Below are 14,672 nucleotides of genomic sequence, written 5' to 3' on the forward strand. Positions count from 1 at the left end.
CATAAAAGACATCGGGCCGGGTTTCAGCCCGAAGCCGGCCCGGAACCGGCCCGTCAGCCGGCGGAACCGTCCTGTTTTTCTCTGGAAAACAGGGACTTGAGCCGATCGAGCCAGCCCGATCCGCCCCCGCCGCCCTGCGCCCCGAAACTCTGCGTCAGCCGGTCGAGGATGATGGCCAGGATGACCACGCCCAGCCCGCCCTCGAAGCCGAGCCCGACGTCCAGGCGCTGGATGCCGGTGAGCACGGTGTTGCCGAGCCCGCCGGCCCCGATCATCGAGGCGATGACGACCATCGACAGCGCCAGCATGATGGTCTGGTTGACCCCCGCCATGATCGAGGGCATCGCGAGCGGGAGCTCGACCTTGAACAGCAGCTGGGCGCCGTTGCAGCCGAATGCCCGCCCCGCCTCGACGTTCTCGACCGGCACCTGGCGGACACCGAGGTTCATCAGGCGCACCGCCGGCGGCATCGAGAAGATGACGGTGGCGATGGTGCCGGGCACTTCGCCGAGACCGAAGAACATCGCCGCCGGAATCAGGTAGACGAAGGCCGGCAAGGTCTGCATGAAATCGAGCACCGGGCGCAGGATGGCCGCAACGATGTCGCTCTTGGCCATGGCGACGCCGGAGGGCAGGCCGATGCCGAGCGCAACCAGCGTCGCCGACAGCACCAGCCCGAGGGTATCCATGGTCTGCTCCCAAAGGTCCATGCCCAGCACGACCAGCAGACTGGCGACGACGAACACCGCGAACCGCCAGCCGACGCGCCAGAGGCCGAGCGCGGCGAGCACCGCGAACACCGCCCACACCGGCGTGGCCTGCAGTAGATCGGTGATGTTGCCGGACACGAAGCGGATGGCCGCGGAGATCGCGTCGAAGACCACCTGGAAGTGGTCGAGCATGAAGTCGACGATATCGCTGACCGCGTCGCCTATGGGCAGCTCGAAGTCCATCAGGCGTCCTCCTTCTCGGATGCCGGCACCGGCTCGTTCTCGGAGCGATCGAGCGTGATGAGCAGGGTCGCGCGCGACAGCGTGCCGCGATAGCGGCCGTCGTCGTCGACCACCGGCACCGGCCACGGCGTTTCGGCGACACGGGTCATGACCTCGGTCAGCGGTGTGCCGGCGCTGACCGGTTCGTCCCCACTGATGAAGGCGCCGTCGATGTCGCCGTCCTGATCGCCCGGCAACTCGTCGAGGCGTGCCGCCAGCGAATCCACCGTGACCACGCCGAGAAAGCGGCGATTGCGATCGTTGACCACCGCCACCGAGCGGTCGTACTGCTCCAGCCGCTGAAGCGCCGCGCGCAGGCTCACGCCGGCGCGCTCGATGACGGTCACCTGGTCGCGGCGGGCGATGTCGCCGGCGGTGAACACCTGCGAGACATCGACGCCGCGGAAGAAGGAGCGCACGTACTCGTTGGCCGGTGCGCGCACGATCTCCTCGGGCGTGCCGATCTGGACGATGCGCCCGCCCTGCATGATCGCGATGCGATCCCCCACGCGCATGGCCTCGTCGAGATCATGGGTGATGAACACCACCGTGCGGGCGTGCTCGGTCTGCAGGCGCAGCAGCTCGTCCTGCATCTCGGTGCGGATCAGCGGATCGAGCGCCGAGAAGGCCTCGTCCATGAGCAGGATCTCGGGATCGGTGGCGAGCGCGCGCGCCAGGCCGACGCGCTGCTTCATGCCGCCCGAGAGCTCGTCCGGGAAGCTCTGCGCGTTCGCCTTGAGACCGACGGCGTCGAGCGCTTCCAGCGCCCGCACCTCGCGCTCGTCGCGCTTGACGCCGGCGACGGCCAGGCCGAATGCCGCGTTCTGCAGCACGGTCTGGTGCGGCATCAGCGCGAAGGACTGGAACACCATGCTGATCGAGCGTCGCCGCACCTCGATGAGCTCGCGGCGCGACATGCCGACGATGTCCCGGCCGTTCAGGGTGATGCGGCCCGAACTCGGCTCGATGAGGCGATTCAGCATGCGCACCAGCGTCGACTTGCCGGAGCCCGACAGCCCCATCACCACGAAGACCTCGCCCTCCGCGACCTCGAAGCTGGCGTCGGCGACACCGACGGTCAGCCCGGTCTCGGCGAAGATGGTCTCCTTGTCCTGGCCGCGCTCGATGCGTTCCAGTGCGTGGCGGGGATTGCCGCCGAATATCTTGTAGACGTGCTCGACTGCCAGCTTGGTGGCCAAGCCTGCCTCCACGGGTGGCTCGATTGCCGCTCCTACCTTAGCAGGCTGACGCCGGCGCGCCGTAGCGTGTCCGCACGGCGGCTGCCCGCACCGGCACGTGCGCGCTAGGCTCGGCGCCATCGGACACGAGCGGAGACCCCATGCGCCATCACCGACAGGAACTGTGGTTCGACACCGAGGACCGGGTCGCCTTCATCAACATCACGCCCCGGGTCGAGGAAGCGCTCGCCGCCAGCGCCGTGCGCGAAGGCCTGTGCCTGGTCAACGCCATGCACATCTCGGCCTCGGTGTTCATCAACGATGACGAGCGCGGCCTCCACGCCGACTTCGCCCGCTGGCTCGAGGAGCAGGTGCCCTACGGCCCGATCGACCGCTGGCGCCACAACGACACCGGCGAGGACAATGCCGACAGCCACATCAAGCGTCAGATCTTCGGACGCGAGGTGGTGGTGGCGGTCACCGGCGGCGCGCTCGACTTCGGCCCCTGGGAGCAGATCTTCTACGGCGAGTTCGACGGACGGCGCCGCAAGCGCGTGCTGGTGAAGATCATCGGCGAGTAGCCCCACCACCGGGCGCCGGCTTGAGGCGCCCGCCGGGCACGCGCATGCTGTCCGACCGGAGACAGCGAACAGGACCGCGCCGATGACGACCACCGCCGTGCCGCGCAAGTACGACCGGACCATCCACGGCCGCCGCATGACCTATGTCGACGAGGGCGACGGGGACACCGTGCTCTTTCTGCACGGCAACCCGACCTCGTCCTATCTCTGGCGCAACATCATTCCGCATCTCGCGCTGCAGGCGCGCTGCGTGGCGCCGGACCTGATCGGCATGGGCGACTCCGACAAGCTGCCGCACTCCGGCCACGAGTCGTACCGCTTCGTCGAGCACCGCCATTACCTGGACGAGCTGCTGCGCACGCTCGATCTCGGCGAACGGGTCACGCTGGTACTGCACGACTGGGGCTCGGCGCTGGGCTTCGACTGGGCGCGCCGTCATGCCGAGCGCGTGCGGGGCATCGCCTACATGGAGGCCATCGTGCAGCCGCTGACCTGGGCACAGTGGCCGGAGGGCTTCCGCGGCATCTTCCAGGGCCTGCGCTCGGACAAGGGCGAGGACCTGGTGCTGGCACGCAACAGCTTCGTCGAGCGCATCCTGCCCAACGCCATCCTGCGGACGCTCGACGAGGACGAGATGAACGAATACCGACGCCCCTTCCTCGAACCCGGCGAGGATCGTCGGCCGACACTGACCTGGCCGCGCGAGCTGCCCATCGACGGCGAGCCCGAGGATGTCGTCGACATCGTCGACACCTACGGGAAATGGCTGGCGCACAGCCCCGTTCCCAAGCTCTTCGTCAATGCCGACCCCGGCGCCATCCTGGTGGGCGATGCGCGCGAGTTCTGCCGCAGCTGGCCGAATCAGGAGGAGATCACGGTAGCGGGCAGCCACTTCATCCAGGAGGATTCGCCCGACGCCATCGGTCGCGCTGTCGCCGACTGGCATGCGCGCCTGGAGGGCCCCGCGGCATGAGCGCCGATGACGCCGCACCGGTATGCGCGGTGGTGGGGGCCGGCCCCGGCAACGGCCGCGCCATCGCCACCCGCTTCGCCGACGGCGGCTACCGGGTGGCCCTGCTGGCCCGCGACACCACCCGGCTCGACGGCCTCGCCGCCGACATCGAGAACGCGATCGCCATCGGCTGCGATGTCACCTCGGCGGACTCGATCGCGGCCGCCCACCGGCATCTGCGCAGCGATCCGGGGGATCCGGAGGTGCTGATCTACAACGCCGGCTCCGGTCTCTTCGGCTCGGTGGACGAGGTGCAGCCGGAGGCCTTCGAGCAAGCCTGGCGCACCAACGCGGCCGGTCTGCTGGCCTGGACCCAGGCCGTGCTCCCCGCGATGCGGGCTCGCGGCAGCGGCCGTATCGTGATCATGGGCGCCACCGCCGCCAGGCGCGGCGGTGCGGCCTTCACTGCCTTCGCCAGCGCCAAGCACGCGCAGTACGGGCTGGCGCAGTCCCTGGCGCGCAAGCTCGGCCCCGAGAACATCCACGTCAGCTACATCGTCATCGACGGCGTCATCGATCTGGAACGCACGCGCCGGATGCTCCCGGACAAGCCGGACGACTTCTTCCTGAGCGCCGACGATATCGCCGAGGCGGTCTATCACGTCGCGCACCAGCCGCGATCCGCGCGCAGCTTCGAGATCGACCTGCGCCCGTTCGGCGAGCGTTGGTGACCACGCATTCCGCCCGCTCCGGCGGGTGATGGACGTCGCGAACCGGGAGACGAATGCTGAACGGGCCGCCGGCATGCGGCCAGCGGTATTCGTTCATCCCCTTGCGGAGATCCATCATGGAAATGTACGACCACGCCGTCGCGCCCGCGACGCACCCCGACGCCCTCCATGAAGAGGGCCTGCCATTCACCGTGCGGCTGGTCCTCGACGAGGCGCACCTCGCCAAGGCATTGCACATCCGGCAGTCGGCCTACGCCCGGCACGTACCCGATCTGGCACGAACACTGGGTTCGGCCGAACTCTGCGACAACGATCCCGGTGCGGTCATCCTGCTTGCGGAGTCCAAGCTGGACGAAGCGCCACTGGGCACCATGCGCATTCAGACCAACCGGCACAGCCCCCTGCTGCTCGAACAGTCGGTCACACTGCCGGATTGGCTGCAGGGGCGGACGCTCGCCGAGGCCACCCGGCTGGGCGTGACCAATACCTTCATGGGGCGGGTCACCAAGACCGTGCTGTTCAAGGCGTTCTACCTGTACTGCGTGCAGACCGGCGTCGACTGGATGGTGATCGCGGGCCGCTCGCCCCTCGACCGGCAGTACGAGGCGCTCCAGTTCACGGACGTGTTCCCCGAGAGCGGCTTCATCCCGATGGCACACGCGGGCAACATCCCGCACCGCGTGCTGGCCTTCGAGGTGGCGACGGCCGAGCGGCGCTGGCGCGAGGGCCGCCACCCGCTCTACGACTTCGTCTTCCGCACGCACCATCCAGACATCCGGATCGAGCCCGGAGCCGCCTAACGCGCGCGCCGCGAGCATCGCGGGTGCCAATGCCCTGATGCCCCCGGGCAGATCGTAGAATGGGCGATCCAGGAAGCACCTGCGCATGTCTTCGCCGCCGCCGGCCAGGGTATTCCGCCCGCACGGCCGGCGGCGGCATCTTCTGAATCACGGCGCGAGGGTGGATGCAGCAAAGCGGCCAAGGCGGGCTCGTCGAGCGCGGGATGAGGTGGGTCGACCGCCTCCTCTGGTGGTGCGCCTGTGTCCTGACGCCGGCCATCGTGATCGCTTTCTCGCTGGCGGTGGCCGTCCTCGACGTGGACGTCGGTGGCCACACCGGCACACCGCGGCCACTCCCGATCCGGGTACTGGCCGACCCGGACGCGCGGCTGACGCCGGCACAGGCAGCCGGGTTGATGGACCGGCAGGAATCCGTGCTCGCACACAGTACCCGCCTTGCCGAGACCCCGTTCTGGCTCCGTGTTCCGGTACCGATGCCGGACACGCGCAGGCTGGCCATCGAGCTGCCATCGCGGCACGCCCAGACGGTGACTTGCTGGAACGCCGAAACACTGGCCGAGATGGGATCGGCGGACCGCATCGGCACCAGCGGTGCCCTGCGCGCCGCCAAGAGCGGCTTTGCACTGACCGTGCCGAACGAGGAGGCGCCCGAGGCAGTACTCTGCCGCACACGCTACGCCGGGCCGGCCAACATTTCCGCCGCCGCGTGGTCGCGTGACGCGCTGCTTGCCTCCGAGCGCGGCTACCGCTACTCGGCGGGGCTGCTGGAGGGCGCGCTCCTCAGCCTGGCAGCGCTCACCATCGTCATGGCGCTGCTCGCCCGCGATGGTGGCTACCTGCTGCTCGCGGTGTGGCTGATCGCGAACATGCGCGTGGCAAGCATATCCATCGGCTGGGATACGCACTGGATGGGCACGACACTGCCGCCTGACTGGATGGCACCGCTGCGGCAGATCACCATCGCGCTGCACTACCTGCTGACCTATACCCTGTTCGCTCGTCTGTTCGGCGAGCACCTGCCGCAGATCCGTGCCCACTGGCTGCTGCTGCTTGCCAAGCTGCTCGGTCTGGCGCTGCTGGCGGCGGCAGTGCTCGCGCCCTTCGCCGAATTCCTGCCGGTGATGTGGGCCATAGTCGGCTTCGGCATCGTGGTGATGCTCCATTTCCTGGCCCGCATCCTCCTGGCCGGGCACGGGCGAACCGCGGCGCCCTACGGGCTGGCGCTGATCATCGTGCTGCTGGCGTCGTCGTCCGAGGTCATCGCCGCCGCCTTCGACTTCCGCCTGCTGCTGGAGGCGCTCAACAGCGTAACGGCCGCCATCGCCTCGAGCCTGCTCGTGATCCTCGCCTTCGCCAATCGCATGCGCACCGAGCAGCAGGCACGGCGGACGGCGCAGACCGCGCTGCGACGCACCTACGGAAACACCCCCGCCGGCCTGTTCACGCTCGACACGGAAGGTCGCATCCTCCGCAGCAATCCCGCTCTGCGCCGCATGCTGCGAATGCCCGAATCGCCCGGCGACGATGAGCGCTGGGAGGACTTCCTGCCGCCCGGTGCATGGAACCAGGTCCGCATTGCAGCCGACCGCGGCGGTCACCGGGACATCGAGCTGCGCGGTCCCGACGGCCCCGGCGGCGGGCAGCGCTGGTTCCTGCTGCGGGCGGATCGGATGGGCGGTCTGATCGACGGATCACTGCAGGACATCAGCGAACGGGTGGCTGCCACCCAGCGCCTGCGCTTCCTCGCCGATCACGATTCGGTATCGGAAGCGATGAACCGGCGCGGCATCGAGCGCGCGCTCGGCGAAGCCATCGATGGCGCCGGCGAGCACCACGGACACGTGCTGGCCTATCTCAATCTCGACCGCTTCCGTCTGGTCAACGAGCTCTACGGCTTCGAAACCGGTGACAACCTCCTCAAGCAGGTCGCGCTGCGCATCTCGGCGACGCTACCTCCCGGCAGCGTGCTGGGACGCCTGGGGAGCGACGAATTCCTGCTGCTGATCCGTGACACGCCGCTGGTCGCGGCTTCGCGCATCTGTCGCCAGATCCTCGCGCGCATCGCCGATACACCTTTCCGTATCGGCAACCAGTCATTCGACCTCCGTGCCGCCGCGGGTCTGATCGAACTGACGCCGGGCATGCGCACTGCCGAGGCCATCTCCACCGCGCAGCGCGCGTGCCGCGAAGCCAAGCGCGGGCCGCGTCTGGTGGCCTACGACCGCAATGCCGACATCCTGGGAGAGCGCATCGAGGAACTGCGGCTGATCAAGACGCTGGACAGCGTGGACGCGCCGAGCGGACTGCATCTCGCCATGCAGCCGATCATGTCGCTGCACGACCCCGAAGGCTCGCTGAACTTCGAGGTGCTCATGCGGATGCGCAACGACGACGGCATCGACGTGCCGGTCGGCCGGGCTCTGGCCGCCGCGGAAGCCAGCGGCAACATGGCCAAGATCGACAGCTGGGTGCTGACGCGAACGCTGGCGTGGCTCGCCGAGCACGCCGCCCGGCTGTCGGCAACGCGTTTCGTGTGCGTCAACCTGAGCGGCACCTCGCTCAACGATGAAGCCTTCGTGGACAACGTCCTGCGGACCCTGGAGCGCTACAGCGAGGTGGCACCCCTCCTATGCCTGGAGATCACCGAGGCGGTGGCGCTGCACGATCTCGCCACCACGCGCCGCTTCATGAGCCGGCTCAAGGCGCATGGCGTACGCATGGCGCTGGATGACTTCGGCGCCGGCTTCACCTCGTTCTCCTACCTGCGCGAGCTCGAGGCCGAAGTCCTCAAGATCGACGGCTCGCTGATCCGCGATCTGAGTCGGCATCCGCGCAATCTCGCCATCGTCTCGGCCATCGTCAACCTGGCGCAGAACATGGGCATGCGCACCATCGCGGAGTGGGCCGAGGACGCCGAGACCGTGGCGGCCCTGGCCGAGGCCGGCGTCGACTACGTGCAGGGCTGGGCGATCGCCCCCGCACAGTCGCCGGCAACGATCCTTCGGGTGCATTCGGCGGCGGAACTCGCATCCGACCCCGACGTGATCGCGCTGATCGAGCGGCTCGGCGCTGCCGGCCGCGAGCCGCCGGAAACGGGACGCTAGAGCCCGAACCAGGCGAAGGCGTAGTTGTCGGTCAGGGTGTCGCGGTGCTCCTGCACCAGCGCCACGGTCTCGGGCGGCACGCTGCCGGTGGCCGTCGTCCCCGCGTTTTCCGGCGTGGCCACGCCCACCGGCTGGCCGAGCGCCGCGTAGGTGCGCGCACGGATCCACTGATACTCGCCGATCGACATCCCCTGCTCGTTGAGCGCCGCCACCTGGGCGCGCTTGGCGTCGAGATAGAGCTCGCCGATGTCGCGGTACGCGGTCATCATCTCGCCGATGCTGGCGTCGCGCTGCTCCGACTCGAGCTCCTGCTCGAGCGTCTGGTAGCGCGCCTTGAGGGTTTCCATGTCGCCCTCGAGCTCGCTGCGCATGCGCTGCTGCACGGCCAGATAACGCGACATCGCGTCGGGCGTGATGTTGCCGTCGACCGGCGGGTCGTAGGGGCCGCGGGCCGCGACCGATTCGTCCAGCGCGTCGAGCTCCTGCGCGAACGCCACCGCCTCGCCCGCCATGTCGGTATACGGCTTGACGAAGACGTAGTAGCCCACTGCACCACCGCCCACCACCAGTACCAGCACGGCGATCAGACAGCCGCCGAGAAACTTGCCCATGCCCCGCTCCCGTCGCGAATCCAGAGCGGCAATCTAGCCCACCGCGATGCCCGGCACAGCCCATGTTTTCGGGACGTGCCGGCGCCCCGCCGATGCTATTCCGGGCCGGCGGCGAAGGGAGGAAGCCGGGCCGTGACGCGACGGTCGTGGGCGGGCACGAAGATCATGCCGGGCAGCGCCTGCTTGATCCGGTGCAGCCGCACGACGAGATCGCGCACGCGCTGGTCGTCGACGTCGACCATGCGCCGCGACACCCACGGGCGCTCGGCGGGCAGCGCCAGCGCCTCGCGCTGCCACACCAGGTCCCCGATGAAGGCGTAGCGGGCGCCGTCGGGCAGGGTCACGAAGACCACCACGCTGCCCGGCGTGTGTCCGCCGGCGGGCACCACCACCACCGAGCCGTCGTCGTGGACGTCATAGCTGCGCTCGAAGCCCAGGTAGGGACCGTCCGGGAAATCGTAGATGCGCCAGGTGACATCGTCGGCAAGGCGGTGGGCGAGTCCCGCGGCGGGCTCGTCCGAGGCCACGAAATCGCGTTCCGCCGCGCTCACCCAGACCGGCACGCCCGGCAGGTCCGCCAGCCCGCTGACGTGATCCCAGTGCGCATGCGTCAGCAGGATGCCGTGCAGCGACGACGGCTCGCGGCCGGCTGCACGCAGCTGCTCGGCCACCGGCGTGCCGGCGGAGTAGCTGGCGGTGAGCTGCATGAGCATCGGCGTGGTCTCGAAATGCGCGTCGACGTCGCTCCCGAATCCGGCGTCGATGAGCAGGTCGCCCTTCGGATGCCGGATCAGCACCGGGTCCATGCCGAACACGCGCTCGTCGCGGAAGCCGCCGCCCCGGTAGGCCATCGCGGCCACCGACGCCATGGTGCCGGTGGGCAGCACCGCTATCGTCATGTCCTCCGGAGGCGCGGCCACCGGCGGCGTCAGCTCCGGAATCTCGCCCACTGCCAGCGGCGCCCCGCGAAAGCTCAGTGCCAGCGCCGCCACCGCCAGCACGATCACCGCCAGCACCCCGATCACCTTGCGCATGCGTGTCTCCCCGCCTGTCCTTCACGGCCGAACCGGCCCTCGGCGGGGATGGTAGCGCGCGCGCAACGCGCCGCACGGCAGAATGCAGCGATGGCGGCGGTGATCGAAACCTTTCTGGCCTTCCTGCGGCTCGGCCTGACCGCATTCGGGGGGCCGGTGGCGCATCTGGCCTACTTCCGCGACACCTTCGTGGTGCGCCGGGGCTGGCTCGACGACGCCCGCTTCGCCGAGATCGTGGCGCTGTCGCAGTTCCTGCCCGGTCCGGCGTCGAGTCAGACCGGCATGGCGATCGGGATGCTGCGCGCGGGCTGGCCGGGCCTGCTCGCGGCCTGGCTCGCCTTCACCGCCCCGTCGGCGCTGCTGCTGTTCGGCTTCGCGGCGCTGGTGCGGCACGACCTCGCCGCGCTCGGCTCGGGCTGGCTGGCCGGCGTCAAGGCCGCGGTGGTGGCGGTGGTCGCGCACGCGCTAGCCGGCATGGCGCGGCAGCTGCTGCGCGGCGGCGGTCAGTGGGCGATCGCGGCGGGCGCCGCGTCGATCGTGCTGGCGATCGGCGGCACCGCCAGCCAGCTCGCCGTCATCGCCCTGTCGGCCCTCGCCGGGCTGCTGCTGCCGACCGCGACCGCCGGCGCTCCGGAGATGCCCGCCCCCGCCGCGCGCAGCCGGCGCGGCGCGGCGCTGTGCCTGGGTGCCTTCGCGCTGCTGCTGGCCGGGCTGCCGCTGGCGGCGTGGCTCAGCGGCAGCGATGCGCTCGCGCTGGCCGACCGCTTCTACCGCACCGGGGCACTGGTGTTCGGCGGCGGCCATGTCGTGCTGCCGCTGCTGCACGGCGCCGTGGTCGAGACCGGCCTGGTCGACGAGAGCGCCTTCCTGGCCGGCTACGGCGCCGCCCAGGCGGTGCCCGGGCCGCTGTTCACGTTCTCGGCCTATCTGGGCGCGATGATCGGCGGCGGCGCATCCGGCGCGCTGCTGGCACTGCTGGCCATCTTCCTGCCGTCCATGCTGCTGGTCGGCGGGCTGCTGCCGCACTGGGAACGCCTGCGCGGACTGCCCCGGATGCGGCGCGCGGTGAACGGGGTCAACGCCGGCGTCATCGGTCTGCTCGCGGCGGTGCTGTGGGACCCCGTGCTCGTCACCGGGATACGCGGACCGGTCTCCGCCGCGATCGCGCTCGGCGCCCTCGCGCTGCTGATCGGCCGGCGCGCCCCGCCATGGGCGGTGGTGCTCGGTGCCGCCGGCGCCGGTGCGCTACTGCTCTGAACGACGCGCCAGCCAGCGCCGGACGGGCTCGCCGTCGACCACCAGCGCGGCGATCACCGCACGACCGTCGCGCACGCGCACGTCCGCCCAGACCGCCCGCGTCTCCGGCGCGTCGCGCAGCAGCGCCTCGGCACGCGGCGCCAGCCCCTCCTCGAGATAGAAGCGGTCCAGGGGCAGCGCCACGCGCACGTGCCCGGCATCGAGGCGCGCCGACACCGTGACCGGCAGCCAGTCGCCATGCGCGGGTGGCGCCGGAAGCGGACGCCGCAGCTGCGCGAAGCCGTCGTCGGCAACCGCGATGGGCGCGTAGTAGCGCCGGTCCGGGTCGTAGTCCGCGTTCTCGGGAACGGCGATCCGGTCGGCGGCGAAGCGCAGCGCGACGTAGCGGCCGCGGAACGGGTCGGCCGGATCGACCGGCGCGGTGCGGAAGCGGTACGGCGTGCCGTGCTCGATGACGCCCTGCAGGCGCACGATCTGCCCGACCGGCAGCGCCCACTGCGCGGCGAACACCGCCAGCAGCGCGACCAGCGGCAGAGCGGCCTTCATGATGGCACCCGGCGCCGCAGCCAGGCGCTGGCGGCGAGGAAGGCCACGCCGACCGCGAGGAAGGCCACCCCGCGCGCGCTGAACGACCACTCCCCATCCAGGAAGCGCATCAGCGTCAGCACCGCGATCACCGCGAGGCCGGCGTGGGCGCGTCGCAGATCGTTGCCGCGCACGCCTTCGCGCAGCAGCACCATGCCGGCGCCGAGCACGAACAGATTGGCCACCAGCACCGCCACCGCGAGCGCGGCGCCTGCGAAGGCCACCAGCATGGTGGTCCAGACCGCGACCACCGGCGCGATCGGCGCCAGCCGGAGTCGCTCGCCCCGCCGCAGCGCCAGCGCGACGAGTGCGAGCAGCGCGGCACCGCTTGCCGCCAGCAGCACCACGACCTGCACCGGATGAGCGGTGTCGATGGGCCAGTCCGCGCGGTCGTCCCAGAATTCGGAGAAGGTCGCGATCAGCGCCAGCGCCGCCAGCGTGACGAAGCCGAGGCGACGCAGATGCCGCAGCACGGGATCGCCGGGACGCACGAGGTGCAGCAGCCAGAGCACGCCAGCGATCTGCGACAGCCACAGCACCGGCGCCGCACCGTCGCTGTCGGTGCCGAGGGTCACGGCCACGGCACCGGTCGCCAGCACCGCCCAGACCATCACGAACAGCCCCGGCAGCGGGGCGCCGCGACCATCGGCGAGCAGCGGCGCGACCGGCAGCAGCGCGGCGAATGCCGCCAGCACCGCCAGCGGCGGCGGCGCACCGCCCGCGGCCAGCACCCAGGCCGCCAGCGCCAGCGCGCTCAGGCACGCCGCGGTCAGCGCCCGCAGCAGATGGGCCAGCGGCAGCACCGCCAGCGCGCACACCAGCAGGAAGCGGTCGAGATCGCCGGCGAGGTGGAAGATGCGCCCGATCAGCGCCAGCGCCGCCGCGAACGCCAGCGCCGTGAAACCGGCCGCGGCCTCGCGCCAGACCCGGTCGCCGCGCGCGCCGGTAACGGCCCACAGGCACGCCGCCTGGCCGATTGCGAGCGGCGCGAAGGCGATCGCCACGCGCAGCGGCAGCGCGAAGCGTTCCCAGTTGTGCGCCAGCAGCAGGACGGCGCCGAAGCCCATCAGCAGCGCCCCGGCGACGGCCAGCAGCGCGCGCGTGGTGGCGCCGCCGTCCGCCGCGCCGGCGGCATAGTGCGCCTGCAGGCGCTGCGCCGCGGCCGCGTCCAGCACGCCGCGGCGCACGAGCTCCGGCAACTCGCCGATCAGCCAGCGCGCATGGCGCTTCACGACGCCGGCTCCGCCGGACGGCGTGCGGGCGACAGGGATCGCGGAAGCGGTGCGGACGCGCGCATCGGGGGCCGGTTCCTCGCTGTCATCCGGGGCTTTCGACGCATCCTATACCGCGCGGACAGGCCACGTTGCGGAATCGCCGCGGTCATTATTGAACGATCGTCCAACGCGTGGCACGCTGCACCGAGTGCGATCCGGAGACCGACGATGACGCAGAGCGCGCGCGAAGAAGCCCTGTACCCACCGCCCCCCGGGGCCGCGACCGACATGCACCGGGCACTGCGCCACCTGCCGGGCAGCAGGGGATGGCCGGTGTTCGGGCACAGCCTCGACTTCCTGCGCGATCCGCTCACCTTCACGCAGCGGCAGCACGCGCGCTTCGGGCCGGTATCGCGGGTCAACTTCCTGTTCCGCGACCGCGCCTGCCTGCTCAGCGCCGACGCCAACGAGCTGGTGCTGCGCGACCGCGACGGCACCTTCTCGGCACATCACGGCTGGACGCCGATCCTGGGCGATCTGTTCCCGATGGGGCTGATGCTGCGCGACGGGCGCGACCACAAGCAGCATCGCCGCCTGATGCAGCCGGCCTTCAAGGGCGAGGCGCTGGCCGGCTATCTGCGCCGCATGCAGCCGCATATCGAGACCGCCGTCGCCGCCTGGGGGCAGCAGCCCGATCTGCGCTTCTATCCGGCGGTCAAGCGCCTGACACTGGGCATAGCCGCCGACTGCTTCCTCGGCCTGGAACTGCAGTCGGAGATCGACCGCGTCAACGAGGCCTTCACCGACGTCGTGGAGGCATCGTCGGCGACCGTGCGCGTACCCGTCATCGGGCGGCTCTACGCGCGCGGGCTGCGCGGCCGGGCCTACCTGGAACGCTTCATCCGCGAGCGCATCGCCGTGCGGCGCGCGGGCGACGGCGACGACCTGTTCTCGCACCTCTGCCGGGCCACCGACGAGGACGGGCGCAGCTACAGCGACGAGGACATCGTCAACCACGTCATCTTCCTGATGATGGCGGCGCACGACACCACCACCAGCGCGCTCACCACCATCGTCTACGCGCTCGCCGCGCACCCCGAATGGCAGGCGCGCCTGCGCGACGACGCAGAGCGCATCGGCAGCGACACGCTGGCGCACGACGCGCTCGACGAAGCCGCGCTGACCGGCATGGTGCTGCGCGAAGCGCTGCGCCTGTATCCGCCGCTGACCACCATCGTGCGGCAGGCGACGCGCGACTTCTCGCTGCACGGATACGACCTGCCGGCGGGCACCTCGGTATCGGTCTTCCCCATCTTCACGCAGCGCGACCCGGCGTGGTGGACCGACCCCGAACGCTTCGACCCGGAGCGCTTCGATGCCGAGCGCGCCGAGCACCGTCGGCATCCCTTTGCCTGGGTGCCCTTCGGCGGCGGCGCGCACATGTGCCTGGGCCTGCACTTCGCGGAGATGCAGGTGAAGGCGGTCATGCACGTCATGGCGCGGCAGCTCGAATGGCGCGTGGCGCCGGACTACACCATGCCGTACCAGCTGGCCCCGATCGCCAAGCCGCGGGATGGCCTCCCGCTGCGCGTGCGCAACCGCTAGCCCCCGGTATTCACGGCGCGCTCAGGCG

The 14,672-nt window shown here is 70.6% G+C and carries 13 protein-coding genes; 7 read left to right on the forward strand and 6 right to left on the reverse strand.

Annotated features, from left to right (window positions below; translation table 11 throughout):
* Nucleotides 1-53: 53 nt before the first annotated feature.
* On the reverse strand, nt 54-953 hold the full coding sequence (locus KAH28_RS02125; RefSeq protein WP_290574155.1) for a proline/glycine betaine ABC transporter permease: 900 nt from the start codon (nt 951-953) through the stop codon (nt 54-56).
* Nucleotides 953-2,191 carry a glycine betaine/L-proline ABC transporter ATP-binding protein ProV gene (gene proV / locus KAH28_RS02130; RefSeq protein ID WP_290574156.1) on the reverse strand — a complete coding sequence of 413 codons (1,239 nt, stop codon included), beginning with the start codon at nt 2,189-2,191 and terminating at the stop codon, nt 953-955. Before proV ends, KAH28_RS02125 begins: the two co-directional genes overlap by 1 nt.
* A gap of 140 nt (nt 2,192-2,331) precedes the next feature.
* On the opposite strand from proV, the gene KAH28_RS02135 reads away from it, so the two are divergent.
* From KAH28_RS02135 to KAH28_RS02155, 5 genes are all read left to right on the forward strand, one after another.
* Nucleotides 2,332-2,751, forward strand: a complete 420-nt coding sequence (locus KAH28_RS02135; RefSeq protein ID WP_290574157.1) for a secondary thiamine-phosphate synthase enzyme YjbQ — start codon at nt 2,332-2,334, stop codon at nt 2,749-2,751.
* Nucleotides 2,752-2,833: 82 nt separating this feature from the next.
* Nucleotides 2,834-3,724 carry a haloalkane dehalogenase gene (locus KAH28_RS02140; RefSeq protein WP_290574158.1) on the forward strand — a complete coding sequence of 297 codons (891 nt, stop codon included), beginning with the start codon at nt 2,834-2,836 and terminating at the stop codon, nt 3,722-3,724.
* Nucleotides 3,721-4,434, forward strand: a complete 714-nt coding sequence (locus KAH28_RS02145) for an SDR family NAD(P)-dependent oxidoreductase (protein WP_290574159.1) — start codon at nt 3,721-3,723, stop codon at nt 4,432-4,434. Before KAH28_RS02140 ends, KAH28_RS02145 begins: the two co-directional genes overlap by 4 nt.
* A gap of 116 nt (nt 4,435-4,550) precedes the next feature.
* Nucleotides 4,551-5,234 (forward strand): hypothetical protein, encoded by a 684-nt coding sequence (locus KAH28_RS02150; RefSeq protein WP_290574160.1) that lies wholly within the window; start codon nt 4,551-4,553, stop codon nt 5,232-5,234.
* Between the two features lie 203 nt (nt 5,235-5,437).
* Nucleotides 5,438-8,338, forward strand: a complete 2,901-nt coding sequence (locus KAH28_RS02155) for an EAL domain-containing protein (protein WP_290574161.1) — start codon at nt 5,438-5,440, stop codon at nt 8,336-8,338.
* Here KAH28_RS02155 and KAH28_RS02160 read toward each other — a convergent pair.
* Together KAH28_RS02160 and KAH28_RS02165 are read right to left on the reverse strand one after the other, a co-directional pair.
* On the reverse strand, nt 8,335-8,949 hold the full coding sequence (locus KAH28_RS02160; RefSeq protein WP_290574162.1) for a hypothetical protein: 615 nt from the start codon (nt 8,947-8,949) through the stop codon (nt 8,335-8,337). The genes KAH28_RS02155 and KAH28_RS02160 overlap by 4 nt on opposite strands.
* A gap of 95 nt (nt 8,950-9,044) precedes the next feature.
* Nucleotides 9,045-9,983 carry an MBL fold metallo-hydrolase gene (locus tag KAH28_RS02165; protein ID WP_290574163.1) on the reverse strand — a complete coding sequence of 313 codons (939 nt, stop codon included), beginning with the start codon at nt 9,981-9,983 and terminating at the stop codon, nt 9,045-9,047.
* 90 nt (nt 9,984-10,073) lie between these two features.
* Here KAH28_RS02165 and chrA point away from each other — a divergent pair, with 90 nt between their 5' ends.
* Entirely contained in the window at nt 10,074-11,240 is a 1,167-nt protein-coding gene (gene chrA, locus KAH28_RS02170) for a chromate efflux transporter (RefSeq protein ID WP_290574164.1), read from the forward strand.
* Here the strand turns inward: chrA and KAH28_RS02175 are convergent.
* A complete protein-coding gene (locus tag KAH28_RS02175) occupies nt 11,229-11,786 on the reverse strand; it encodes a GDYXXLXY domain-containing protein (protein WP_290574165.1) in 558 nt (185 codons plus the stop codon). The genes chrA and KAH28_RS02175 overlap by 12 nt on opposite strands.
* Entirely contained in the window at nt 11,783-13,057 is a 1,275-nt protein-coding gene (locus tag KAH28_RS02180) for a DUF2157 domain-containing protein (RefSeq protein ID WP_290574166.1), read from the reverse strand. The genes KAH28_RS02175 and KAH28_RS02180 overlap by 4 nt, the downstream gene beginning before the upstream one ends.
* A 210-nt stretch (nt 13,058-13,267) precedes the next feature.
* Here KAH28_RS02180 and KAH28_RS02185 point away from each other — a divergent pair, with 210 nt between their 5' ends.
* Nucleotides 13,268-14,644, forward strand: a complete 1,377-nt coding sequence (locus KAH28_RS02185; protein ID WP_290574167.1) for a cytochrome P450 — start codon at nt 13,268-13,270, stop codon at nt 14,642-14,644.
* Nucleotides 14,645-14,672 lie beyond the last annotated feature (28 nt).

Source organism: Algiphilus sp. (assembly GCF_023145115.1).
Taxonomy (GTDB): Bacteria; Pseudomonadota; Gammaproteobacteria; order Nevskiales; family Nevskiaceae; genus Algiphilus.

What these genes read in the sequence shown, in the direction of transcription:
- KAH28_RS02125 (WP_290574155.1), bottom strand. Translation starts at nt 953, where the DNA reads ATGGACTTCGAGCTGCCCATAGGCGACGCGGTCAGCGATATCGTCGAC.
- KAH28_RS02135 (WP_290574157.1), top strand. Translation starts at nt 2,332, where the DNA reads ATGCGCCATCACCGACAGGAACTGTGGTTCGACACCGAGGACCGGGTC.
- KAH28_RS02140 (WP_290574158.1), top strand. Translation starts at nt 2,834, where the DNA reads ATGACGACCACCGCCGTGCCGCGCAAGTACGACCGGACCATCCACGGC.
- KAH28_RS02145 (WP_290574159.1), top strand. Translation starts at nt 3,721, where the DNA reads ATGAGCGCCGATGACGCCGCACCGGTATGCGCGGTGGTGGGGGCCGGC.
- KAH28_RS02150 (WP_290574160.1), top strand. Translation starts at nt 4,551, where the DNA reads ATGGAAATGTACGACCACGCCGTCGCGCCCGCGACGCACCCCGACGCC.
- KAH28_RS02155 (WP_290574161.1), top strand. Translation starts at nt 5,438, where the DNA reads ATGAGGTGGGTCGACCGCCTCCTCTGGTGGTGCGCCTGTGTCCTGACG.
- KAH28_RS02160 (WP_290574162.1), bottom strand. Translation starts at nt 8,949, where the DNA reads ATGGGCAAGTTTCTCGGCGGCTGTCTGATCGCCGTGCTGGTACTGGTG.
- KAH28_RS02165 (WP_290574163.1), bottom strand. Translation starts at nt 9,983, where the DNA reads ATGCGCAAGGTGATCGGGGTGCTGGCGGTGATCGTGCTGGCGGTGGCG.
- chrA (WP_290574164.1), top strand. Translation starts at nt 10,074, where the DNA reads ATGGCGGCGGTGATCGAAACCTTTCTGGCCTTCCTGCGGCTCGGCCTG.
- KAH28_RS02175 (WP_290574165.1), bottom strand. Translation starts at nt 11,786, where the DNA reads ATGAAGGCCGCTCTGCCGCTGGTCGCGCTGCTGGCGGTGTTCGCCGCG.
- KAH28_RS02185 (WP_290574167.1), top strand. Translation starts at nt 13,268, where the DNA reads ATGACGCAGAGCGCGCGCGAAGAAGCCCTGTACCCACCGCCCCCCGGG.